Genomic DNA, 23421 nt, shown 5'->3' on the forward strand with positions numbered 1-23421 from the left:
TGTATTTTTGCAACTTACATAAACTATAGGATACGTGTCGTTAGAGAAACTAAAACTAAGCAAAAGATTGACTGCAACAATGACCGAGCTCGGTTATTTGGCTCCAAAGGAAATTCAGAGTAGGTGTATTTCCAGAATTCTTGGCGGACAAGATGTGATTGCGATTGCTCCTGAAGGTGCTGGCAAGACTACAACTTATGTATTATCGACCTTGATGAAATTAAAGTTCACAAATGATGAAGCACCTAAGTTTTTAATCCTTGCTCCCAATGAAGAGCGCATCGACGAGATCGTTGAAAAATTCTATCAACTCAGCAAAAATAGAGATCTTCGCATCATCGGCTTACGGGCTGGCGGAAGTATGGAAGATGAAATAGAAGAATTAGTTGCCGGAAAGGATATTGTCGTAGCAACACCTAACCGTGCGCGGGCAATCTATCTCAAATTAGCCCTCAATCTGAACCGTATCCAAACATTAATTATCGATGATGCAGAAGAAATCATCAAACAGGGAATGCAAAATCCTGTAAGGGAATTGGCCGAAAGCTGTGGTAAAGTACAACATCTGGTCTTCAGTACCGTTGCGCATCAGAAACTATATGACATGATAGATACGCATCTAAATGAGGATTATGCATTGGTGGAAGTCGATGAACTGGAAAGCGAAGCTATTGACACCTTGGATCTTTTATTGTATCAGCTTCCCAATTTCACCACCAAGATAAATTTGTTAAATTATCTTTTGCAGGATAAAGAAGTTTTTCAGAAGGTGATTGTTTTCGTAAATTCAAAGCTTACGGCACAAAAGTTGGCAACGAGCTTGTTTCAACAGAACAAAACGGAGATCGCAATTTTAAATCCATTGTTTTATGATGATTTTGGGTACGAAACAACAGCAGATTTTATAGAAGACGAACAAGCCCGCGTATTGATCATTGCCCGCGAAAATACCAATGCGGTTGATCTCGCCAATATCCCTTTTATTTTTCAATTTGAATTACCGAATGAAAAGGAGGAATTTTTAAACCATTTAGTCAAAAATGAACAGAATGAGGATAGCGTGGTATTGACATTTTCGACCGATCTGGAACTTCCTATGGTCAGAAAAATAGAACAGGCCGTCGGCAAGAGAATGGACGTATTGGATCTGCCAGAAGATCTTCAGATCTACAATCCCGCAAATGATAAAAAGAAAAAAGCAACTAAGGAAGAACAGGAAGATAGTTCCCGTGGTGGAGCATTTCATCCAAAGAAGGAAAGCAATGCAAAAACTTTCAATTATGGCGGGGGTGAAAAAGCAAAGATGACGATGAAATTGAAAAAGAAATAAAAAAAGGAAGTTAAAAACTTCCTTTTTTTCTGCATGTATCTTTTTTATTGATCCGTATTTATTATTCCGGTATCCATGAGCTCGCCAAGTCCGGATGATTGCCCAGGAAAAATACTTCAATGGATTTTCATCGCTTTTATACTTGTGAAAGCAAGAATGTTTTATTTTAGCACTTTCTTCAGCAGCTTAATATAAGCATTGGCGATACGTTCCATCCCCTGATCATTCGGATGGGCATAATCTACCGTAGAATTTAAGTCCAGCCTCAATTCGCCGCTGGATAGCATAAAAAGCTGGCGAACACCCTGAGACTGTAATTTTTCAAATGTTGCTTTTAGTACACGGCTGCTCTGTTGGTATTCTTTATTTTTATCTTCATTAAAAACCGTATGAATATTTCCCGAACTGTGCTGTGTTAAGATGATAGGCGTTGTTGGATGCTCTTTTCTCAGGTAGGTAACTGCGTTGACCAATAAGGAGTCCAGCTGTTTTTCTGTCAGTGATTTTGTAATCGCGAGATTGGGGATACAGTCCAAAACATAACATGCTGCGTCCACTTGATTCATGACATTTAGGATAGGCTGTTCAAGACGGCCGTTCCCCGAAAAGCATAAATTCACCACTTCGTTATCGAAAGCACGCCCTACCTGACTTGTCCAGGCAAGTCCCGGGCGACTGGTACATGCCCCCTGACCGATAGAGGTCCCGTAGACCACAATGGGTTTTAACGTAGCTGTATGTGTATAGGTCAATTTCGCATGCCCCGGGATACCAATCTTCAGCCATTTAACTGTATTATATAAAGGAAGGTATAAACGATAATTAAAGTTATCATTGTTACCAATATTTTTCCAGGTGTAAGAAATGGTATCCGAAAAATGATAATTACCATAGGCCCATTTCCAGTCTTTATTGGTTCTATCGTAGGCGTAGAGATCCAGACCACTCACACCTGTAGTAGGCATGTGGGGCATATTTAATCCACCAGCAACTTGATATTGCACTGTTATTTCTGACGCCGATGTCTGAAAATCAATGTAGACTCCGGCAGCATTTTGCCCCAGCTCCCATACGGGCTTACGGACCTGCTTCTCCAGTTCATCTGGAAGTCGGCTAAAAGCGGTCAGCGTTTGGTTGTCAAGCCGGCCTTCGACGTGTTTATCTTCAAGCGGAGAAAACCAGGTATAATTTTGCTGTCCTTTGACAGCCGAAAGCGAGAACAGCATGAATGCCATGAAAGAAACTTTTGAAAACATGCGGTAATTTAGATCTAAGTTTGATTGATTAAAAAAGGAGCCTATTGGCTCCTTTCTATTGCGATTTATTATTATACTATAAAATAGCTTGTCTAACACGTACTAATTTTTCCATCAGTCCTTCGAGTAGGTCAAGGTGCAACATGTTTGCGCCATCAGATTTTGCATTTGCAGGATCAGGATGGGTTTCGATAAATAGGCCATCAGCACCCACAGCAATCGCTGCTTTGGCAATGGTTTCGATCAATGCTGGCTTTCCGCCAGTTACTCCGGATGTTTGATTCGGTTGTTGAAGTGAATGTGTACAATCCATTACTGTGGGTACATTAAAGGAACGCATTTCAGGAATCCCCCTGTAGTCAACAATCAGATCCTGGTAGCCAAAGGTATTCCCACGGTCTGTCAAAAAAACTTTCTCATTGCCAGACTCCACAATCTTATCTACAGCAAACTTCATGGATCCGGCACTTAAAAATTGTCCTTTTTTTACATTAACGACTTTATTGGTTTTTGCCGCAGCGACCAATAGATCCGTTTGTCTGCATAAAAATGCCGGGATCTGAAGGACATCGACATATGCTGCTGCCATTTCTGCCTCGTGGCTTTCATGGATATCCGTTACGGTCGGAACACCGAAAGTCTTCCCGACTTTCTCCAAAATTTTCAATGCTTTTTCATCACCGATACCCATAAAAGAATCCAAACGCGAGCGGTTGGCCTTACGATACGAGCCTTTGAAAATATAAGGGATATTAAGTTTATCTGTAATAGTAACAATTTTTTCAGCAATCCGCAAAGCGATTTCCTCACCCTCAATCGCACATGGTCCTGCCATTAAAAAGAAATTCTGCGAAGTTCCATTCTTTATTTCAGGAATGTATTTGTTGATCATATAAATTATATAAAAATTTTAATTACCCAATTCAGATAAGAATTTGATACGCATCAATTGGAGATCTTCAAACGTATAATCGTCTCCTCCCAATTCTTTAAGCGCATCGTTGATCGAATCAGTTTCAGCTGTTTTAAAGTAATCGTATACTTCATCCTGACGATCCTCATCGATAATCTCATCTATAAAATAATTGATATTTATCTTCGTACCGGCATTAACGATCGTTTCGATTTCCTTTAATATTTCCTCGTAGGTAATCCCTTTTGCTGCAGCAATATCATCCAGAGCGATCTTGCGGTCAATATTTTGGATAATCGCCACTTTCAGTGCAGATTTATTTGCTGTACTTTTGATAACCAGGTCTACAGGACGGTCGATTTCATTTTCCTCCACATAGTCTTTGATCAGCGCAATAAAGGAAGCGCCAAATTTAATCGCTTTACCATTTCCTACACCTTGAATCTGTTTTAATTCGTCAATATTGACGGGATAATGTGTACACATTTCTTCCAAAGAAGGATCTTGAAAGATAACAAAAGGTGGCAGGGATTTACTCTTGGCAATCTTTTTACGCAGGTCTTTGAGCATACCCAGTAAAGTGGTATCAAGCGCTCCGGTACCATGACCGGCATCTTCTCCACTTGTACTCTCTCCGCCTTCAATAGGACGGTTTAAAACAAACTTTAACTGATATGGATTGTCCAGATAACGTCGGCCGATGTCGGTCAGTTTCAGTAAGCCATAATGATCAATATCTTTCTCAATGAAATTATCCAGTACAGCCTGTCTTACCAAAGATTTCCAATAAATGACGCCTTTGTCTTTTCCTGAACCGAACAAGCGGTGTTCGTCATGCTTATAGGAAGATACAGGTTGATTGTTCTGTCCGATCATTACATTAATGACATGATGATCATCAAATTTCTCGCCCTGCTCCTTAATAAAGCCTAATATGTCTTTTAAGGACTCTTCAGCTTCAAAATATTCTTTTTCCGAACGACAATTGTCGCACATGTTGCTACAGCCCTGTTCGTCAAAATTTTCACCGAAATAATGAAGAATCTGTTTACGGCGGCAGACCGCTGATTCGGAATAATCAATAACTTCTTTAAGTATCTGTGTACCGATCTCTCGTTCGGCCACAGGTTTATCTTTCATGAATTTCGTCAGCTTCTCCACATCTTTCTCTGAGTAGAAAGCCAAACAATAGCCATCTCCTCCATCCCGGCCTGCCCGGCCAGTCTCCTGGTAATAGCCTTCCATGGATTTCGGAATATCGTGGTGAATAACATAGCGGACATCCGGCTTGTCAATCCCCATTCCAAAAGCGATTGTAGCGACAATCACTTCTACATCTTCCATCAGAAATTTATCTTGTGTATCAGCTCTGGTCTTCGCATCAAGTCCGGCGTGATACGGCAGTGCCTTGATCCCATTCAGGTTCAATACCTCACTTATTTCCTCCACCTTTTTTCTGCTCAGGCAATAGACGATACCCGTCTTACCGGATTTTGTCTTGATAAACCGTACAATTTCTTTGACGACATCTTTTTTGGGACGTACCTCATAGTATAAATTGCTTCGATTGAATGATGATTTGAACAATACTGCATCATTCATCTGTAAGTTTTTGCGAATATCGGATTGCACTTTTGGAGTAGCAGTTGCTGTCAAGGCAATAATAGGAATATTTGCCCCTATCTCATTGATAACCTGACGTATTTTACGATATTCCGGTCTAAAGTCGTGTCCCCATTCGGAGATACAATGCGCTTCGTCCACGGCCACAAAAGATACGGTTATCTGATGCAAAAACTCGACATTATCTTGCTTTGCAAGTGACTCCGGAGCTACATACAGTAACTTGGTCTTGCCCGCAAGCACATCCTCCTTTACCCGGGTGATTTCACTCTTGTTCAGTGAGGAGTTCAAAAAATGAGCGATACTGTCTTCGCCGCCGAATGCACGAAGCTGATCAACTTGGTTTTTCATTAAAGCAATCAACGGGGAAATTACAATTGCGGTTCCCTCACTCATGAGTGCTGGCAGTTGATAACAAATTGATTTCCCTCCCCCGGTTGGCATAATAACAAACGTATCCTTCTTTTGAAGAATACTGGTTATAATAGCCTCTTGATCTCCTTTAAAAGTATCAAAACCAAAAAAATCCTGTAAATTGTCGAAAAGTGATTTTTCTATTTCCATTGCGCCTTGGGCAAAAATAAGATAGATAAATGAAGAAATAATCCTGAAAAATAATCTATTTTTGCAATCTATTCTAATACATAAAAGTAAGAGTATTTTTTGTGAAAAACAACTACGAAATAAAAAATATAGCTATTGAGGCTATTCAGGAAGAAGCGAAAGCAGTAGCTGCTCTGGCTCAATATATTGATGATGATTTTGTTACCGTGATAAATAAAATCCTCCACCTCCAAGGCCGGGTAATCGTCACAGGCATCGGAAAAAGTGCAATCATAGCACAAAAGATTGTTGCAACTTTGAATTCCACCGGAACACCGTCCATCTTTATGCATGCTGCCGACGCCATCCATGGGGATTTAGGTATTATTCAACAGCATGATTTGATCATTGCCATCTCTAAAAGCGGCAATACCCCAGAAATCAAGGTGCTGGTTCCTTTTCTGAAGCAAACGAAAAACACGCTGGTTGCTTTGGTTGGCAATACAGCATCCTACTTGGCCAAAAATGCGGATTATATCCTGAATACCACGGTGGAGAAAGAAGCCTGTCCAAACAACTTAGCGCCAACGTCAAGTACGACAGCGCAGTTGGCCATGGGTGATGCACTAGCTGTCGCGCTACAGGAATGTCGTGATTTTACGGACCAGGATTTTGCCAAGTACCACCCCGGTGGTGCCCTGGGCAAAAAGCTCTACTTAAAAGTGGCTGACTTATCTGATCAAAACGGCAAACCGAGCGTGCAATTGAATGCTAATGTCAGAGATATCATCATCACGATCACGCACTTTAGGCTCGGAGCCGTGGCTGTCTTAAAAGACACACAGATTGAGGGTATTATTACCGATGGTGATATCCGTCGCATGCTCGAGAGACACACTGATCTGACAACAATCAGTGCTGCAGATATTATGGGCAAATCGCCAAAGGTGATCGACAAAAACGAACTTGCGGCCAACGCACTGCATATTATGCGAGAGAACAACATCACGCAGCTGCTGGTATCGGATCAGGGGAACTATGATGGTGTCATTCATATACAGGACCTGCTCAAAGAAGGTATAATCTAACTGTAATAAAGTTGTTAGATGAGTAATAAATTAGCAATAAATACTACATTTGGCATATCAGTTGTACTATTTTAATCACAAAGTAATATCTTAGAAGCATGAAAAAGTATATAACAATCTTAGCAGTGATCATTTCCTTTATCGGTTTATCGTCTATGCAGGCTGGCCAAGGGGAATTTAAATTTGAAAAAGAAACACATGATTTCGGCAAAATTCCAGCCGGAACACCTGTATCATATAATTTTAAATTTTCAAATACAGGCAGTGAGCCTATTATCATTTCGAACGTAGTGCCTACCTGTGGTTGTTCGGTGGCTGAATTTACCAAAACGCCTATCAAACCGGGGGAAACAGGAACAATCAAGGTTACTTATAACGCCGCGGCGAAAGCACCTTTTACCAAAAGTTTTACGGTACAATCAAATACAAAAACACCTGTAAAGACACTTTATATTAAAGGGATTGTGGAATAAAAATCCGACAGATAAAACGAAAAAAGCCACATCCTGATGTGGCTTTTTTCGTTTTATTTTGGTTAGCTTTGCACAACTAATTTTAAAAAAACTATAATGCCAGTAATATCAGAAAAAGGGCTGAATATGCCTGCGTCACCAATCAGAAAACTGACGCCTTATGCTGATCAAGCAAAAAAAGATGGTAAAAAAATATACCATTTAAATATCGGGCAACCTGATATCCAAACACCTGAAATTATGCTTAATGCATTGAAAAATATTGATTTCAAAGTTTGGGCTTATACACCTTCTGAAGGTACGGCCTCCTACCGTAAAAAATTAGCCGAATACTATAACAAGCTAAATTACAATATTGAACCTACGGACATCTTGGTGACCAATGGTGGCTCTGAGGCAATCACGATTATCATGCAAGCATGTTTGAATGAAGGTGAAGAAGTAATTATTCCGGAACCTTTTTATGCGAATTACAACGGCTTTGCCTGCTCATCTGATATTGTGATCAAACCGATCATGTCCTATATCGAAAGTGGATTTGCATTGCCTTCCATTGCTGAATTTGAAAAAGTAATTACGGAAAAAACAAAAGCAATCTGCATCTGTAATCCCAACAACCCGACAGGTTACCTGTATTCGAGAGAGGAGCTGGAAGCTTTGCGTGAACTTTGTCTTAAATATGATCTTTATCTATTTTCGGATGAGGCCTACCGTGAATTCTGTTACGATGGCAGGGAGTTTATATCCCCTATGCACCTAGAAGGTCTTGAAAATAATGTCGTCATCTTTGACACCGTTTCTAAACGTTATTCAGCATGTGGTGCTCGTATTGGTTGTATCATTACCAAAAACAAAGCGCTTTATCAGACCGCATTAAAATTTGCGCAGGCGCGCTTAAGTCCGTCCATGGAAGGCCAAATTGCGGGAGAAGCTGCTGTAGATACACCTGATAGCTACTTTGAAGCAGTATCCAAAGAATATACAGCTAGAAGAGACACCCTAGTCAAAGGATTAAATGCAATTGAAGGCGTTTACTCCCCTAATCCCGGCGGTGCATTCTATGTGGTTGCCAAGCTCCCCATCGATAACGCGGATAAATTCTGCCAATGGATGTTGGAAGAGTTTTCTTACAATAATGAAACGGTCATGATGGCTCCAGCAACTGGTTTCTACAGTACAGAAGGCGCCGGAACAAATCAAGTTCGCTTAGCTTATGTACTGAATCAGAATGATCTAAAAAATGCATTGACCTGTCTGGAGAAAGCGTTAGAAGTATATCCCGGAAGAACAAATTAAAAAGCAAAGTTACGCTTTGCTTTCAGCCAGCCCAAAATAAGGGCTGGCTTTTTTTGCGCCACAACAAGTGATAAAGCCTATTTTTTCTAGTTTTGAAAAAAAACAAAACAAAGTTTCGAGCGGCATTGTTCTTATTACAGTATAACTAAAGATATTGCATATGGATAAATTGAAGAAATTCCAATTGATGGAAAAAATAGCAAGAGAGTTAGAAGATGTCAGAAACAGTCAACAAGCTGTTTTAGAAAAAATAGGCAAAATCGAAGTTGATAACATCGAACTTGGAGATAAGAATATTGAAAAGACAATTCCTGAGATTTATCAACGTACAGCGGATAATTCAGAGGCTATCAAAGCGCTACTGGAATCTTTTCAAGAACAGACTGCAGAGTTTGGAGAAAAAAACAATGTAGGCAAATTACTGGAGCAACAGCAAATTAATAGTATTAAATAGCTGGGCCAAAATACAAAAGATGCCGATTTTTCAATCGGCATCTTTTGTTATGTACTAATTTATACTTGTATCCTGGCTGCTTTGACTTTCAGATATTCTTCTTCGACAAAATGCAGCTGTTGTTCTGGAGTCAAATTTGAGTTATCCAGCACGATGGCATCTTCGGCTTGCCGCAAAGGACTCTCTGCACGGGTACTATCAATTCGGTCCCGATTGGCAAGATTTTCCACCACCTCTTCAAGTGTGACATCCTCCCCTTTTTCCGTTAATTCCAGGTATCTTCTGGCGGCCCTAACTTTAGGATCAGCTGTCATAAAGATCTTGAGATCGGCATCCGGAAAAACCGTGGTACCAATGTCACGACCGTCCATAATGATATTTCGGCGGCTGCCCAGCTTTTGCTGTTGCGCAACCATGGCGGTACGTACCGCTTTAATCGCACTGACCTCGCTCACCTTATCGGAAATATACATCTGACGGATCTCTTCCGAGATATCTTCATCGTTCAGGTGGATCTCCGTTTTGACAGCGTTTGGAATAAAGTCAATATGAATATCATTTAGGGCACTATCAATCGCTTGCTGATCGTCCAAAGCAATATGATGGCGTATAAAATAGAGCGTTACTGCTCGATACATCGCGCCACTGTCAATAAAGGCAAATTTTAATTTTTTAGCCAGAGCTTTCGCCAGTGTACTCTTTCCACAGGAAGAAAAACCATCTATGGCAATGATAAAATTGTGTCTTGTGCTCATTATTCGTTTCCTCCTATGATGACACCGGGTTTATTGACCAAGGGAACCTTAGTCAGGTTGCCATCGACGATGCTTTCGGGTAAAAAGATATATTTTTTATCGTAAATAATATTGTCAATATAAAAACTCAACCAATATTCATTGGTCAGGCCAAATACCTGCTCGTCGATTGCCTCGACCCGATCAAAGGATTTTGCTTCAATATTTCCGATGAAATGCCGCAAAGTGGTGGTGGTTACTTGCCGACCATCTTTTTCACCGTAACCTTTTGAGCTGATCAGCACATTCTGTATCGCTATATTTTTATCGTTAATAACGTACACTGTCCAGTTTTTTGTCTCCACGGTCTCGCCTTCCAAAACCACGGCAATCATAATATCTTTTACTATATTTTCTGGCAAATCTGCTTTCATCCTTATTTAGACTTTGTCGTTTTCTTTGCTGGAGCCTTCTTTGCTGTCGCTTTTTTAGCAACTGTTTTCTTTTCGGCAGTTTTTGCTTTAACAGCTTTACCTTTCGGTGCATCCGCTTCCGCCCACTTCAGCACATCTTCATAGCTGATTTTTTCGATTTCTGTTCCTTTCGGAATTTTCAAGTTCTGCTTTCCAAAACGGATGAACGGTCCCCAACGGCCCTGTTCGATCTGTGCATCCGGATTTTCATCAAAAACACGGATCACTTTTTCAATATCTTTCTGACGTTTCTCCTGAATAATCTGAATGCATTCCTCTTCGGTAACGTCCAAGGGATCTACGCCTTTTGGCAAAGAATAGAAAGCGGAATTATGACGGATATAAGGTCCAAATCGACCGATAGCAACTGTCATCTCTTTATCTTCAAATACACCTACTTTTTTGGGGAGTTTAAATAGCTCCATGGCATCTTCAAAGGTAATCGTTTCAATCATCTGTCCTTTGCGCAACGATGCGAATCGAGGTTTTTCCTCATCATCTGGCGAACCGATCTGAACCAGAGGCCCGAATTTTCCGATACGTACAGAAACCGGTTTTCCGGAAACTGGATCTATACCCAGTTCACGTTCATTATTGGCACGATCCGCATTTTCCAGCGTATCCTCCACTTCGGAGTGAAAAGGGCCATAGAAATCGTGTAGCATTTTTGTCCACTCGGTCAATCCATGCGCAATATCGTCAAACTCTTTCTCGACATTCGCCGTAAAGTGAAAATCTACAATACCATTGAAATGCTCCACCAAGAAATCATTCACGACAATACCGATATCAGTGGGGAACATTTTCCCTTTTTCGGCACCTGTAATTTCTGTTTTTGTAACGGCTTTCAGTTCGGCATTCTCGAGAGTCAATACCCGATAGTCGCGTGATCTTCCTTCCCGTTCTTCTTTAACAACATAACCACGATTTTGAATTGTAGAAATGGTTGGCGCATAGGTAGACGGTCTACCGATACCTAGTTCCTCTAATTTTTTCACTAATGCCGCTTCCGTATAACGTGCCGGAGGTCTTGTAAAGCGCTCCGTCGCTGACATGTTTTTCAACGTCAGCTGTAATCCAACCGTCAATGGTGGCAGGATGGCGTTATCGCTATCTTCATCCAGTGTTGTCTCCTGATCATCATCTACGGATTCCATATAAACTTTCAGAAAACCGTCAAACTTCATCACCTCTCCTGAAGCATTCAGATCTTCCGGACGTGTAGAAATAGAAATCTTAGCCAGCGTACGTTCAAATTCTGCTTCACTCATCTGAGATGCAATTGCTCTCTTCCAGATCAGTTCATATAACCTTTTTTCAGCCGAATCACCTTCAATGGTATGTTCCGAAAAATAGGTAGGACGTATAGCCTCGTGTGCCTCTTGCGCACCCGAAGTTTTTGTTTTATATTTTCTTACTTTATGGTATTGATTGCCATAAGCCGATTTAATTTCTTTTTCTGCCGCTTCAATAGCCGTATCACTCAAATTGACGGAATCTGTACGCATATAGGTAATACGTCCCGACTCATATAAACGTTGAGCAACCTGCATCGTCCTTGCGACCGAGAAGCCAAGTTTTCTACTTGCTTCCTGTTGTAAGGTTGATGTGGTAAATGGCGCAGCCGGCGAACGTTTTGACGGTTTTGTTTCCAGATGTTTAACCGCAAACAAAGCGGCTTTACAATCTTCCAAAAATCGTGTCGCTTCTGCTTCCGTCGCAAATCGTTGTGGAAGCTCGGCTTTAAAACTATCTTTAATCTTGCCCGTATGGAAAAACGCAACAATCTTAAAAGCCGCCTCCGGTTCAAACTTGTTAATCTCACGTTCGCGGTCTACAATTAATCGAACTGCAACAGATTGTACACGACCTGCTGATAAAGAAGGTTTCACCTTTTTCCATAAAACCGGGGACAGTTCAAAACCCACCAATCTATCTAAAACTCGTCTCGCCTGTTGTGCGTTGACAAGATTATAATCTATTTTACGGGGATTGTCGATGGCTTTCAATATCGCCGGTTTGGTGATCTCATGAAACACAATACGTTTTGTACTTTCGTCTTTCAATCCCAATGTCTCAAATAAATGCCAGGAAATAGCTTCTCCCTCGCGGTCCTCATCGGATGCAAGCCAAACAGTTTCCGCTGCCTTAGCTAATTTCTTCAGCTCACTCACGACTGCTTTTTTATCAGAGGGAACTTCATACTTCTGTTCAAAATTCTTCTCTGTATTAATCGCATCATCGGTTTTCACCAAATCACGGATATGCCCATAACTCGACTTTACCAAAAAATCGCTTCCTAAATATCCTTCTATCGTTTTTGCTTTCGCCGGAGACTCAACTATCAATAAATTTTTCGCCATCTAATTTGAGATTTGTGCAAATAAAGGGAATTCTAAAAGGAATGACAATAATTTCTTGCAAAAAAGACAAAAAAAATAGATTTCCTCCTTATATATATGTGTATTGTATTATTTTCAGTCACGCTACAATCGTCCTCTAAGCGTCTTACTGCTTCTAAAAAATGATATTAACAGAACTTCAAAACTTCGTTTTTTTTCATTTCAACAATTTCGACAATTCATTTTAGTTTATTCTCTTTCGAAAACACTTTCGAAAGAGAGGAAATCAACGATTCAAAATTGTCAAAAATAAAATAGGTTATGTATATTCGCCTATTCAAAACGGGATAATTTACCCTTATTTTGTTTTAAATATAATAATAAATGAAAATATTTTTTCTTAGAATAGCCTTTTTGGGCCTATTATTACCGTTTGCATCTTGTTCAGTTAGGAAAGATTCGGCAAAAACAGAAAACAGCTTTCCTAAACTTAGTTTGGAAGCCCACCGTGGAGGGCGAGGTCTATACCCCGAGGAGTCCATTGCCGCAATGAAAAATGCCATTGACTTACCGCAAGTGACGACGCTGGAAATGGACTGCCACATCACCAAAGACCGTAAAGTTGTTGTTTTTCACGACGACTATCTCAATCCAAAATTTGTCCTAAAGCCGGATGGCAGTGAGCTCGCAGAGAAGGACAAATCCTTGAAAATTTTTGCAATAAACTATAAAGATCTCCTTAAGTATGATATCGGTTCGAAGTTTTACAAAGAATTTCCTGAACAAAAAAAACAGGTGACGCGCATTGCAAAACTCGCTGACCTCATTGATAGTACAGAAGCCTATGCCCTTCAAAAGAGTAAGGCCCCCTTGTTTTATAACATCGAAGTAAAAAGTAGCGAGAATAAGGATGGTATCTATCACCCTAGAGTGGAAGAATTTGTTGATTTAGTGGTACAGGTGATTACTGAGAAAAAGATTGCTGCCCGCACTGTTATTCAGTCCTTTGATATTCGAGCAGTCAAGTATCTAAACAAAGCTTACCCCCAAATAAAAGTATCGTATCTGATTGATGCCAATTATGCAAAAAATGCAACGGAGACAATCGCAGCGTTAGGCTTTACGCCTTTCATCATCAGCCCCCAGTATAAGTTGGTAAACCGCGACTTTGTCAAGCAATACCACAAAGCAAATGTTAAAGTTATTCCATGGACGGTAAATACAAAAGCGGAGATAGAACAACTAAAAGTACTGAAGGTGGACGGAATAATCAGTGATTATCCGAATCTGTTTTAAAATCCTGATATTTTAATAGCATAACAAATCGCCGTATGTAATAGAAGACGGCGATTTAATTATACATAGACCAAAATTAAGCTGGTGCAATGCCAATGACTACTTTATTTTGGTTTTATTTTTAAGAGCCTTATCGATATACTCCCTACCCTTTTGAACTAAAAATTCGGCACGGTGGTAATCCCACAAATTACAGATATTATAAGGAATATCAACAACGACATCCGGACGGTAGAGATCAATAATCATACGGCTCATTTTTCGGCGCATGACATAATAGGATGCCTGAAGAATATCCAGGGAATTTGAGGTCTTTGTGTCCAGCTTTTTGATAACGGAATATTGTTTATCGGGCTTCGATTCCAGATTGACCGCGATAATTAAATTCTCTTTTTTTGTGACATGGTTAATCGGCAAAGGGTTGAGCACTCCGCCATCCACATAGACATGGGTATCATCCTCGACCGCAGTAAATACAGCTGGTATGGCTATGGAGGCCCGGATCGCATCATACATGCTCCCAAAATCCAGGACAACTTCTTCCTCATAGTTTAGGTCTGTCGCGACAGCCTTGAATAAAATAGGAAAAGTTTCAATATTTGCATCGGGAATCACCGATTTCAACGCATTGAAAACTTTGATCCCTTTCATCATCCCTAGTCCCTTCCAACTGAAGTCCATCATATTGAAAACCGATTTCTTTGTGAGATTATGCATCCAGTCTTCCAGTACATCCATCTTTCCCTGGGCATAGATCCCCCCCACCAGCGCACCGATAGAGCAACCGACGATCTCATCTATCTCGAAACCCATTTCCTCCAATTTACGGATAACACCGATATGCACCAATCCTCTTGCTCCGCCACCGCCCAGGACGAGTGTTACCTTTCGGTTCAAAAAATCTTTCTCTGACATATGCTTAAACCTGCATTATAATGATGTTGACATTGACCCAACAATGTAATCCGATAATCATCGTTATAATATGTATTTTTGATTACAATATACGGAGTAAATTAAGAATTATGAAAATAGAAATTTGGTCGGACATCATTTGTCCATTTTGTTATATTGGTTTGACAAAGCTGGAGCTGGCACTACAGGAAGCTGCGCCTGAGGTTCAGACAGAGATGATTTGGAAATCCTATCAGCTCAACCCTGAGTTTCCGGAAGATGCCGCAGGCATGCCAACATACGATTATCTTGTCCGGACAAAGGGAATGAGCATGGACGATATCGTGGCAATGACAGGGCAGCTCAGTGCGCAGGGGAAAGAACTGGGGATTGCGTTAAACTTCGATCAAGCAATCGTTGTAAATACCAAAAAGGCACATCGCCTTCTCCATTTTGCACAGGCACATGGCAAGGGAACAACATTAAAAAAAGCATTATTTAAAGCACATTTTACCGATGGTCTGGATGTCAACGATAACCCTACCCTTATTGAGCTGGCCGGACTTGCGGGCCTGCCCGAGCAGGGTGTCCGGGAACTTCTGGCCTCCGACAATTATGCTTACGATGTTAGTCAGGACATTCAAGAAGGAGTCAACCTTGGTCTCCGCGGCGTACCTTTCTTTGTGTTTGACCGTAAATACGCGATTCCCGGCGCACAACCCATGGAGGTTTTTCACAATACGATTCAAGAATGTTTGGCTAACCAAGTCACCCCGCTGCAACAAAGAGGCGAAGATGGACCTTCCTGTGATCCTGAAACCGGAAAATGTGAGTAAAGAAAGAAAAAAGTTTTAGTTTAATTTACTATTTTCGCAAGCTTATAACGACAAACAAATTTGGTATAAATGCAGTTAACCAAACTAGAAATAAAGGGATTTAAAAGTTTCGGAGACAAAATCACGATCAACTTTAACGATGGTGTGACCGCTATTGTTGGACCAAACGGATGTGGAAAGTCCAATGTAGTGGACGCAATACGCTGGGTACTTGGTGAACAAAGTACAAAGATGCTACGTTCTGATAAAATGGAGAATATTATTTTTAACGGAACGAAAAATAGAAAACCAGCCAATCTTGCCGAAGTTTCCTTAACCTTCAATAACAATAATAATATCCTCCCAACGGAATTCTCGACCGTCACTGTCACCCGTAAATTATTCCGCAATGGCGATAGCGAATACCGTTTGAATGACGTAAAATGCCGTTTAAAAGATATTACGGATTTATTTTTGGACACGGGAGTTGGTGCGGATAGCTATTCCATCATCGAATTGAAAATGATTGATGAAATCATCAACAACAAGGACAATTCGCGTAGAAATCTTTTTGAGGAAGCCTCCGGAATCTCAAAATATAAAGTGCGTAAAAAACAGACACTAACAAAATTGAGAGATACAGAAGCTGATCTCAGCCGCGTGGACGATCTACTCTATGAAATCACAAAAAATCTCAAATCGTTAGAAAATCAAGCAAAAAAAGCAGAGAAATATACCCTGCTCAAGCAAGAATACCGTCAAAGCAGCATTGATCTCGCTTATTATAGAATTGCTGATTTTTCGACAGAGCTTGACCGGCTTCAAACACAGGAGTCTAAAGTTCAGAAAGACGCCGCAAATTCTCAGGAATTGATCCTGAACGCAGAAACGCAATTGCAGTCGTTGCGTCAGGTAAATTTGGAACAGGAGAAAAACCTTTCCGTACAGCAAAAGGCAACACAGGAATTTGTGAACAAAATCCGTGGCTATGAATCGGAAAAAAAGATAAAAAATGAGAAAGTAAAAAATCTTCAGGACAAAGAAAACAGATTAAATCTAGACATCAATAGCGACAAACAACAACTTAATCACGTTCTCTATACGATTAAAAGGTTAAACGAGGAGTTGTTTGATGAACAGAATAAACTTGATTCATTAAAAGACAACCTGGAGTCCAATAAATCTGAAGTGGAAGCTTTACGCGGCCAGCAGCAGTCTGCCAAAGGTAAATTGGATATCTTCAACAAAAGTAACGCTGAACTTCAATCCAAAATTTATAAACTGGAGAAAGACCTAGCTGTTTTTAATATTCAAAAAGAAGCCCTTCTTCAGGAAGCTGTGCGCAACAGCGCGGATACCGAAGCAAAGGAAACCGAGCTAGTACAATTTGACAATGCTGCAGCTGAATTGGAAGGCCGTGTTGAGGCCCAACAAGCACATTATGAATCGGCCAATGCACTTGAAGAAGAGTTACAGGCGCAAATTCTTCAATGCCAGACAAATCTGGAAGAGTTTAAAGCACAGCTTGCGAAAGACCTCAGGTTAGTTGATGCCAAACAAAATGAATATAACCTGACAAAATCACTTATTGACAACTTGGAAGGTTTCCCGGATTCCATCCGATTTTTAAAGAAAAATGCAGGCTGGAAAAAGCAACCGCCACTGTTCTCGGATGTACTCTTCTGTCAGGAAGATTATCGCGTTGCAATTGAAAATTACCTGGAACCGATCATGAACCATTATGTTGTCGAAACACAACAAGATGCTGTTCAAGCAATCCAGCTACTGAGCGATGCCGCAAAAGGTCGAGCTCATTTCTTCGTATTGGAAGCAATTGATACCGCGGTTACTTCGTCCATTCCTCCAAATAATAATCTCATGTCTGCACTGGATGTGATCACGGTGGATGAAAAATATAAAGCCCTCTGTACCCTACTTCTTCAGCATGTCTATATATTAAAGCAGGAAGGTGAAAAGGAACTGGAACAAGCGCTACCTGAAACAGGTCGAGTGATTCTACAAAAGAATGGTCGCTATGCCAAACATCATTTGGGACTTTCGGGTGGATCTGTCGGATTATTTGAAGGAAAGCGCATCGGCAGAGCGAAAAACCTCGAGGTTCTTGCCCAGGAAATTAAAACGCTCAACCAAGAGATTGCAAAACTTGAAGACAAGATAACAGCCGAAACAGCGCGTGTGGAGGCTTTACGCAGCAACTCACAAAAAGAACGCATTGATGAACTCCGTTTTCAACTCAATAGACTTAACAATGAGCTGATCACGGTAAAAACGAAACAGGAGCAATACCAGTCTTTCATCAGCAACTCGCAGCTACGTAAAAGAGATATCCAGGAAAAAATTGCAGGTATCGAAACTGATCTTACCCTTGCCGAACCTCAGCTGCAGGAATTGCGTATACAAAAAGATCAGAGTGTGGCGGAGCTATCGGAATTACAGGATCAGTTCCATGAAATTTCGGAGATTTTGAATGAAAAATCCATCGCCTATAATCAGGAAAACATTAGTTATCATCAACAACTAAATAAAGTCTCCAACATCAGCAAGGATCTTGAATTCAGGGAGACTCAAAAAGATGATCATGAAATCCGTATTGAGCGAAATAGTGCTGAACTTGTTGAAGTACAGGAAGCGTTGCGAACGACAATTCCTTTTGAGGACGAAGAAGATGCGGACCTTATAGCGATGTATGAGCAAAAGATTGCATTGGAAGATGGTCTAAAGGAGCTGGAAGAAAGGTACTACGCAGACAAACAACAGATCAATAATCTGGAGGATTCGCTCACACAACAACGTCGTTCCAAAGAACAGAGTGATTTTCTTGTCAGTGAAATTAAGGACAAGAAAACGGCCTTACAAATAGACCTCAATGCGCTTAAAGAACGCCTGTCTGTAGAATTTAATATCGAACTTAAAGATCTGATTGAGCGCGAAGAGGTACCAGAAATTGCGGAAGATCAATCTACGTTAGCGACAAAATGCAGTAAACTCAAAAAGCAGCTCGATGAATTTGGAACGATTAATTTAATGGCGAAAGAAGCCTTTGATGAGATGAATGAGCGCTATGATTTTATCAATAAGGAAAAAGCAGATCTGATCGAAGCCAAAGGCTCTTTAATGGCCACAATTAAAGAAATCGACGATACCGCTAAAGTGCAATTTATGTTCACCTTCAATGCTGTAAGGGACAATTTCATTAAAGTGTTCCGTTCATTATTTAACGAGGAGGACAGCTGTGACCTCGTCCTGACTGATCCAAGCAATCCATTAGATTCGGATATAGATATCATTGCTCAGCCAAAAGGAAAACGTCCGTTATCAATCAATCAGCTTTCGGGAGGTGAGAAAACCTTGACTTCAACAGCATTGTTATTTTCACTCTATCTTTCAAAACCAGCACCTTTCTGTATTTTCGATGAGGTAGATGCGCCTTTGGATGATACCAATATTGACAAATTCAATAATATCATTCGTGATTTCTCCAAAAACTCTCAGTTTATTGTTGTATCACACAACAAGAAAACGATCGCAAGCACCGACATTATCTATGGTGTGACCATGGTAGAACAAGGAGTCTCACGTGTTGTTGCTGTAGATTTAAGGGAAGTGGCTTAAAAAATATAGACTTAAAAATAAAAAAGCCTTACATAATCGTAGGGCTTTTTTATGCTTATAGAATTCCGACCCTTGAAAACAACACTTATTTTTTGGCCATAGATGAAAATAAAAAGCCCAGAGTGGGGAACTCTGAGCTTTCGTTAGCCATATATTAACCTATTTTATGAAAAGTATTTGCAATTAAAACGACACTTGTTTCAATTAATTATATAATTACTATTCCTTTAACATTTTTTAACATTTAAACAATATCAAGTGCAATCACTAGTATCTTTCAGCTATAGGTTCAAACCATGGCTATAGGAAAGTATTTCGCATATGAATTGCAAACAGTTTTGAATGTATAAAAAAAGCCCGAAGTTGAGAACTCCGAGCTTACCTAACCAATTATTAACCTAAATTTATGAAAAGTCCAATTACTACTAAAAGCATCCTTTTGCATTGCTTTACCTAATAACGCTCGCCTTTCCGTCAATATTACATTGGCTGGTCGGATTTATTCGAATTTTGACATTTTTTAACAATTCAATAACTAACTTTAGATGAATAAACTTGATAAAACCAATATATTATGGCAGAATATGATTTAAAAGAGCTTCAAAAAATCCGTCAAAACAAAGATGTTCTTGACTATTTAGAGCAGCATAAAATTTTGGAAATCAAAAAATTTAACGATGTCTGTGACTATGAACAAGAGCTCTATGATCTACAGGTTACCCTGCTCAAATTACAATATGATATTATTGAAAAAGGGAAACGTGTTGTCATTATATTTGAAGGAAGGGATGCCGCTGGAAAGGGTGGTACAATTGGTCGGGTGACCGAACATTTAAATCCAAAAAAGGTACGTGTTGTAGCATTACCGAAACCAACCCCCGAAGAAAATGGACAGTGGTACTTTCAACGGTATATCAAACATTTGCCCAATGCAGGAGAAATGGTAATCTTCGATCGAAGTTACTATAATCGCGCTGTGGTAGAACCGGTATTTGAATTCTGTACCAAAGAACAGCACGAATTATTCATGAAACAGGCCCCGGAATTTGAAAAGCAATTGATTGACGATGGAATTATCCTGATCAAACTGTTTTTGAGCATCAGTAAGGAAGAACAGGCTGAACGGCTGAAAGAAAGACAAGAAGACTTTCTAAAACGTTGGAAAATTGGAGTATTAGATCAGCAGGCTCAAGAAAAATGGGATATTTACACCGGTTATATTGAAAACCTATTTAAAACAACAGGCACAAAAAAATCACCTTGGTTTGAAATCGACAATGACAATAAAAAGAAAGCCCGTCTGGCCTCCTTTCGGATACTTATCAACGTAATTGTCGGCAATGAACAGGAAAAGCTGGATTCTTTTGTCAAAAAACATGATTAGCAAATCTTTGTAAAAAATACTTCCAGAAAGAGAGCCCCTTTCTGGAAGTATTTTCTTGTGAAATTCGCTATACTTTTATACGAGCACTGTCGCAGGAATTTTAGGTCCGGCCATCTGTACCGAAGCAGGCATTTCGTTGTCAAATTTTTCGAAGTTTTGAATAAACAGTTTTGCTAAACGTCTGGCTTGCATATCATAAGCTTCATTATTATTCCATAATCCTCTAGCGTCCAGAATCTGTTCAGGAACAAATTCGCCACAACTTGTTGGATAGTCCAATCCGAAGATCTCGTGTTTGTTAAATCGGGACTCTAACAGCGATCCATCCATTGCCGCACGGATCAAAGCACGGGTATAGTTCAATTTAATTCGACGTCCGATACCGTATGGTCCGGCAATCCAACCTGTATTAACCAACCATACTTTAATGTTGGGGTTTTGCTCCAATTTAGCGCGCAGTAAAGAGGCATACCTAGCGGGATGTAAAGGTAGGAATGCCTGGCCGAAGCAGGTAGAGAAGGCAGCAGTAGGTTCTTTTACTCCTACTTCAGTACCGGCTACTTTTGCTGTATAACCACTGACAAAATGATAGACAGCCTGATCTACTGTTAACAACGAAATCGGCGGCAATACGCCGAAGGCATCCGCCGTCAGGAAGAAAATATTTTCAGGAGCATTCCCGACCCCGGACATTTCAGCGTTTTCCATAAAGTCTATCGGATAGGAAACCCGTGTATTCTCCGTTTTACTAATATCATCGTAATCCGGTTTATCACATTCGTCCAGGACCACATTTTCAAGCAATGACCCAAAACGGATCGCATGATAAATCTCCGGTTCCTTTTCTGCTGTGAGTCCAACACATTTGGCATAGCAACCACCTTCAAAGTTAAAAATCCCCTTCTCACTCCAACCGTGTTCATCATCACCGATCAACTTCCTATTTTTATCTGCTGATAGCGTTGTCTTTCCGGTTCCGGAAAGACCGAAAAATAACGCTGTTTTGCCATCCTTGGAGGTATTTGCCGAACAGTGCATGGATAATACATTATGCTCAAATGGCAAAATAAAGTTTAGAATCGAAAAAATACTTTTCTTGATTTCACCGGTATAGCCTGTACCCGCGATCAGCACTATTTTTCTTGTAAAATCGATTGCTACAAAATTTTCGTTGCGAATACCATAATTCTTTGGATCGGCAATAAGCAATGTTGGTGCAGCTAATATGGACCATTGCGGTTGATTGTCGATATCGACCTCCGGTCTCAAAAATAGGTTATTTGCAAAAATACTTTGGTAGGCAGTTTCTGTAATCACACGAATGGATAACTGATAAGCTGGGTCCGCCCCTGCGGCACAATCCCGCACATAAATTGTCTTGTTGCTCAAGTGTGCTGCAACCTTCGAATATAAAGCATCAAAATTAGCCGGAGTCATGGGCTGATTGATTTCCCCCCACCATACTGTATCCTTGGTCAGGGAATCCTCCACCAAAAAACGATCTTTGGGGGATCTTCCAGTAAATTTTCCCGTATCAGCAGCCAATGCGCCAGTATCAGATAGTCTTCCTTCTTGATTCGCTAGCGCATGCTCGACCAACTCTGAAACAGGTAATTGATAAAATACATTTCCTGTATAATCAATTTTCAAATATTTCAAATCAGGCGCGTTTCCAATGTTACCCTTTTTCATATTTTTTGTTTGTTTTAAAATGTGCCCAAAGTTAAAGGCAAATTTCGCTAAAAACAAAACCTAATTATCTAAAAATCAGGCTTATTGTATAAAAAACACAAAAGCAAACAGTTCATTACCAAACACTTATATAGATAAAAAAAATTAAAATTTTTAGCATATTTTTTTAGCACAATATCTTCCTGTACCGTCCTTATGATTTAGATTTTTCGTAAATTGTTCCAAGCTTTACAAATATTAATAAAATGAAATTACACGCGATAGAAACAGGCTTCTTTAAATTGGATGGCGGTGCGATGTTTGGAGTGGTTCCAAAAAGCATTTGGAACAAAACAAATCCAGCCGACTCCAACAATATGTGCACATGGGGCAACCGTTTACTCCTGATTGAAGAAAGTAATAGATTAATGTTGGTAGACACTGGCCTCGGCGACAAACAAACTGAAAAATTTTTCAGTTATTACTATTTACACGGTGATGCCACACTGGACAAATCGCTCACAAGTCTAGGTTTTGAAAGAAATGACATCACGGACGTCATCCTGACACATTTACATTTTGACCATTGCGGTGGTGCGATCGTTCGTGAAGGTGAAAAACTATCTCCTGCATTTAAAAATGCAAATTTTTGGAGCAATGGTGATCATTGGGCTTGGGCAACAGCTCCGAATCCGAGGGAAAAAGCATCCTTTCTGAAAGAGAACATTCTTCCTATTCAAGAAAGCGGCCAGTTAAAATTTGTTGAAGATATTGAAAATCCTTTTGGCAAAGATATCAGCATTCGGTATGCCAATGGCCATACCGAAGCGATGATGTTGCCGCAGATTCAATATAAGGGAAAAACGGTACTCTATATGGCAGATCTATTGCCTTCTGTTGGTCATATTCCCATTCCCTATGTCATGGGCTACGATGTGAGACCGTTGGTTACCATGGAAGAACGCAATACATACTGGAATGAAATCGTAGACAATGAATATATTCTTTTCTTTGAACATGATCCGATTAACGAATGCTGTACCTTACAACATACAGAGAAAGGGATTCGGGTCAAAGATATCTTTAAATTAAGTGATATTTAGGAAGACTTCGTTGCGCTCATGAAATGATCTTGTTCCCCGACGGAAATATCATAAGAAAGGGGCTGTTGTTGACAGCCCCTTTCTTATGATATTATAAATT

General features: G+C 40.1%; 18 protein-coding genes. 10 read left to right on the forward strand and 8 right to left on the reverse strand.

Annotation, left to right across the window (positions count from 1 at the left end):
• Positions 1 to 34 precede the first annotated feature (34 nt).
• A complete protein-coding gene (locus tag DCO56_RS01165; RefSeq protein ID WP_108631946.1) occupies positions 35 to 1330 on the forward strand; it encodes a DEAD/DEAH box helicase in 1296 nt (431 codons plus the stop codon).
• Positions 1331 to 1491: 161 nt separating this feature from the next.
• Here DCO56_RS01165 and DCO56_RS01170 read toward each other — a convergent pair whose 3' ends face one another.
• From DCO56_RS01170 to recQ, 3 genes are all read right to left on the reverse strand, one after another.
• Positions 1492 to 2565, reverse strand: coding sequence for an SGNH/GDSL hydrolase family protein (locus DCO56_RS01170; RefSeq protein ID WP_165306611.1), 1074 nt, complete (start codon positions 2563 to 2565; stop codon positions 1492 to 1494).
• A 97-nt stretch (positions 2566 to 2662) separates the two neighbouring features.
• Positions 2663 to 3478 carry a 3-deoxy-8-phosphooctulonate synthase gene (kdsA, locus tag DCO56_RS01175; protein WP_046672855.1) on the reverse strand — a complete coding sequence of 272 codons (816 nt, stop codon included), beginning with the start codon at positions 3476 to 3478 and terminating at the stop codon, positions 2663 to 2665.
• An 18-nt stretch (positions 3479 to 3496) separates the two neighbouring features.
• Positions 3497 to 5686, reverse strand: a complete 2190-nt coding sequence (gene recQ / locus DCO56_RS01180; protein ID WP_108631948.1) for a DNA helicase RecQ — start codon at positions 5684 to 5686, stop codon at positions 3497 to 3499.
• Positions 5687 to 5787: 101 nt separating this feature from the next.
• On the opposite strand from recQ, the gene DCO56_RS01185 reads away from it, so the two are divergent.
• From DCO56_RS01185 to DCO56_RS01200, 4 genes are all read left to right on the forward strand, one after another.
• On the forward strand, positions 5788 to 6753 hold the full coding sequence (locus tag DCO56_RS01185) for a KpsF/GutQ family sugar-phosphate isomerase (protein WP_108631949.1): 966 nt from the start codon (positions 5788 to 5790) through the stop codon (positions 6751 to 6753).
• 98 nt (positions 6754 to 6851) lie between these two features.
• Positions 6852 to 7226, forward strand: coding sequence for a DUF1573 domain-containing protein (locus DCO56_RS01190; protein WP_104382153.1), 375 nt, complete (start codon positions 6852 to 6854; stop codon positions 7224 to 7226).
• A gap of 96 nt (positions 7227 to 7322) precedes the next feature.
• Positions 7323 to 8522, forward strand: a complete 1200-nt coding sequence (locus tag DCO56_RS01195) for a pyridoxal phosphate-dependent aminotransferase (protein WP_108631950.1) — start codon at positions 7323 to 7325, stop codon at positions 8520 to 8522.
• Positions 8523 to 8682: 160 nt separating this feature from the next.
• A complete protein-coding gene (locus DCO56_RS01200) occupies positions 8683 to 8976 on the forward strand; it encodes a hypothetical protein (protein ID WP_108631951.1) in 294 nt (97 codons plus the stop codon).
• Between the two features lie 59 nt (positions 8977 to 9035).
• On the opposite strand, the gene cmk is transcribed toward DCO56_RS01200, so the two are convergent.
• The 3 genes from cmk to topA are packed head-to-tail and all read right to left on the reverse strand — an operon-like array spanning position 9036 to position 12546.
• A complete protein-coding gene (gene cmk, locus DCO56_RS01205) occupies positions 9036 to 9731 on the reverse strand; it encodes a (d)CMP kinase (RefSeq protein ID WP_108631952.1) in 696 nt (231 codons plus the stop codon).
• Positions 9731 to 10144, reverse strand: coding sequence for a hypothetical protein (locus DCO56_RS01210; protein WP_104382157.1), 414 nt, complete (start codon positions 10142 to 10144; stop codon positions 9731 to 9733). Before DCO56_RS01210 ends, cmk begins: the two co-directional genes overlap by 1 nt.
• 2 nt (positions 10145 to 10146) lie before the next feature.
• The gene (topA, locus tag DCO56_RS01215; RefSeq protein ID WP_108631953.1) at positions 10147 to 12546 is read right to left on the reverse strand and encodes a type I DNA topoisomerase; all 2400 of its coding nucleotides are present in this window, start codon (positions 12544 to 12546) and stop codon (positions 10147 to 10149) included.
• A gap of 363 nt (positions 12547 to 12909) precedes the next feature.
• Here topA and DCO56_RS01220 point away from each other — a divergent pair, with 363 nt between their 5' ends.
• On the forward strand, positions 12910 to 13821 hold the full coding sequence (locus DCO56_RS01220; protein ID WP_108631954.1) for a glycerophosphodiester phosphodiesterase family protein: 912 nt from the start codon (positions 12910 to 12912) through the stop codon (positions 13819 to 13821).
• 99 nt (positions 13822 to 13920) lie between these two features.
• Here DCO56_RS01220 and DCO56_RS01225 read toward each other — a convergent pair whose 3' ends face one another.
• The gene (locus tag DCO56_RS01225) at positions 13921 to 14736 is read right to left on the reverse strand and encodes a patatin-like phospholipase family protein (protein ID WP_108631955.1); all 816 of its coding nucleotides are present in this window, start codon (positions 14734 to 14736) and stop codon (positions 13921 to 13923) included.
• Between the two features lie 110 nt (positions 14737 to 14846).
• Between DCO56_RS01225 and DCO56_RS01230 the strand changes: the two genes are divergently transcribed.
• The 3 genes from DCO56_RS01230 to ppk2 all read left to right on the forward strand — a co-directional run bounded on the left by DCO56_RS01230 (position 14847) and on the right by ppk2 (position 20547).
• Positions 14847 to 15551 (forward strand): DsbA family oxidoreductase, encoded by a 705-nt coding sequence (locus DCO56_RS01230; RefSeq protein WP_165306610.1) that lies wholly within the window; start codon positions 14847 to 14849, stop codon positions 15549 to 15551.
• Positions 15552 to 15620: 69 nt separating this feature from the next.
• On the forward strand, positions 15621 to 19163 hold the full coding sequence (smc, locus tag DCO56_RS01235) for a chromosome segregation protein SMC (protein ID WP_108631957.1): 3543 nt from the start codon (positions 15621 to 15623) through the stop codon (positions 19161 to 19163).
• 574 nt (positions 19164 to 19737) lie between these two features.
• Complete coding sequence (gene ppk2 / locus DCO56_RS01240; RefSeq protein WP_108631958.1) at positions 19738 to 20547, forward strand: polyphosphate kinase 2; 810 nt, start codon at positions 19738 to 19740, stop codon at positions 20545 to 20547.
• A gap of 75 nt (positions 20548 to 20622) precedes the next feature.
• Here ppk2 and pckA read toward each other — a convergent pair whose 3' ends face one another.
• Positions 20623 to 22239, reverse strand: a complete 1617-nt coding sequence (pckA, locus tag DCO56_RS01245; RefSeq protein ID WP_108632893.1) for a phosphoenolpyruvate carboxykinase (ATP) — start codon at positions 22237 to 22239, stop codon at positions 20623 to 20625.
• A gap of 245 nt (positions 22240 to 22484) precedes the next feature.
• Between pckA and DCO56_RS01250 the strand changes: the two genes are divergently transcribed.
• Positions 22485 to 23321, forward strand: coding sequence for an MBL fold metallo-hydrolase (locus DCO56_RS01250; RefSeq protein WP_108631959.1), 837 nt, complete (start codon positions 22485 to 22487; stop codon positions 23319 to 23321).
• Positions 23322 to 23421: the final 100 nt, after the last annotated feature.

The sequence above is a fragment of the Sphingobacterium athyrii genome (assembly GCF_003071065.1).
Classification (GTDB): Bacteria; Bacteroidota; Bacteroidia; order Sphingobacteriales; family Sphingobacteriaceae; genus Sphingobacterium; species Sphingobacterium athyrii.

Coding starts and splice junctions, on each gene's coding strand:
- DCO56_RS01170 (WP_165306611.1), bottom strand. CDS start 2,565: ATGGCATTCATGCTGTTCTCGCTTTCGGCTGTCAAAGGACAGCAAAAT.
- kdsA (WP_046672855.1), bottom strand. CDS start 3,478: ATGATCAACAAATACATTCCTGAAATAAAGAATGGAACTTCGCAGAAT.
- recQ (WP_108631948.1), bottom strand. CDS start 5,686: ATGGAAATAGAAAAATCACTTTTCGACAATTTACAGGATTTTTTTGGT.
- DCO56_RS01190 (WP_104382153.1), top strand. CDS start 6,852: ATGAAAAAGTATATAACAATCTTAGCAGTGATCATTTCCTTTATCGGT.
- DCO56_RS01195 (WP_108631950.1), top strand. CDS start 7,323: ATGCCAGTAATATCAGAAAAAGGGCTGAATATGCCTGCGTCACCAATC.
- DCO56_RS01200 (WP_108631951.1), top strand. CDS start 8,683: ATGGATAAATTGAAGAAATTCCAATTGATGGAAAAAATAGCAAGAGAG.
- cmk (WP_108631952.1), bottom strand. CDS start 9,731: ATGAGCACAAGACACAATTTTATCATTGCCATAGATGGTTTTTCTTCC.
- DCO56_RS01210 (WP_104382157.1), bottom strand. CDS start 10,144: ATGAAAGCAGATTTGCCAGAAAATATAGTAAAAGATATTATGATTGCC.
- topA (WP_108631953.1), bottom strand. CDS start 12,546: ATGGCGAAAAATTTATTGATAGTTGAGTCTCCGGCGAAAGCAAAAACG.
- DCO56_RS01220 (WP_108631954.1), top strand. CDS start 12,910: ATGAAAATATTTTTTCTTAGAATAGCCTTTTTGGGCCTATTATTACCG.
- DCO56_RS01225 (WP_108631955.1), bottom strand. CDS start 14,736: ATGTCAGAGAAAGATTTTTTGAACCGAAAGGTAACACTCGTCCTGGGC.
- DCO56_RS01230 (WP_165306610.1), top strand. CDS start 14,847: ATGAAAATAGAAATTTGGTCGGACATCATTTGTCCATTTTGTTATATT.
- smc (WP_108631957.1), top strand. CDS start 15,621: ATGCAGTTAACCAAACTAGAAATAAAGGGATTTAAAAGTTTCGGAGAC.
- ppk2 (WP_108631958.1), top strand. CDS start 19,738: ATGGCAGAATATGATTTAAAAGAGCTTCAAAAAATCCGTCAAAACAAA.
- pckA (WP_108632893.1), bottom strand. CDS start 22,239: ATGAAAAAGGGTAACATTGGAAACGCGCCTGATTTGAAATATTTGAAA.
- DCO56_RS01250 (WP_108631959.1), top strand. CDS start 22,485: ATGAAATTACACGCGATAGAAACAGGCTTCTTTAAATTGGATGGCGGT.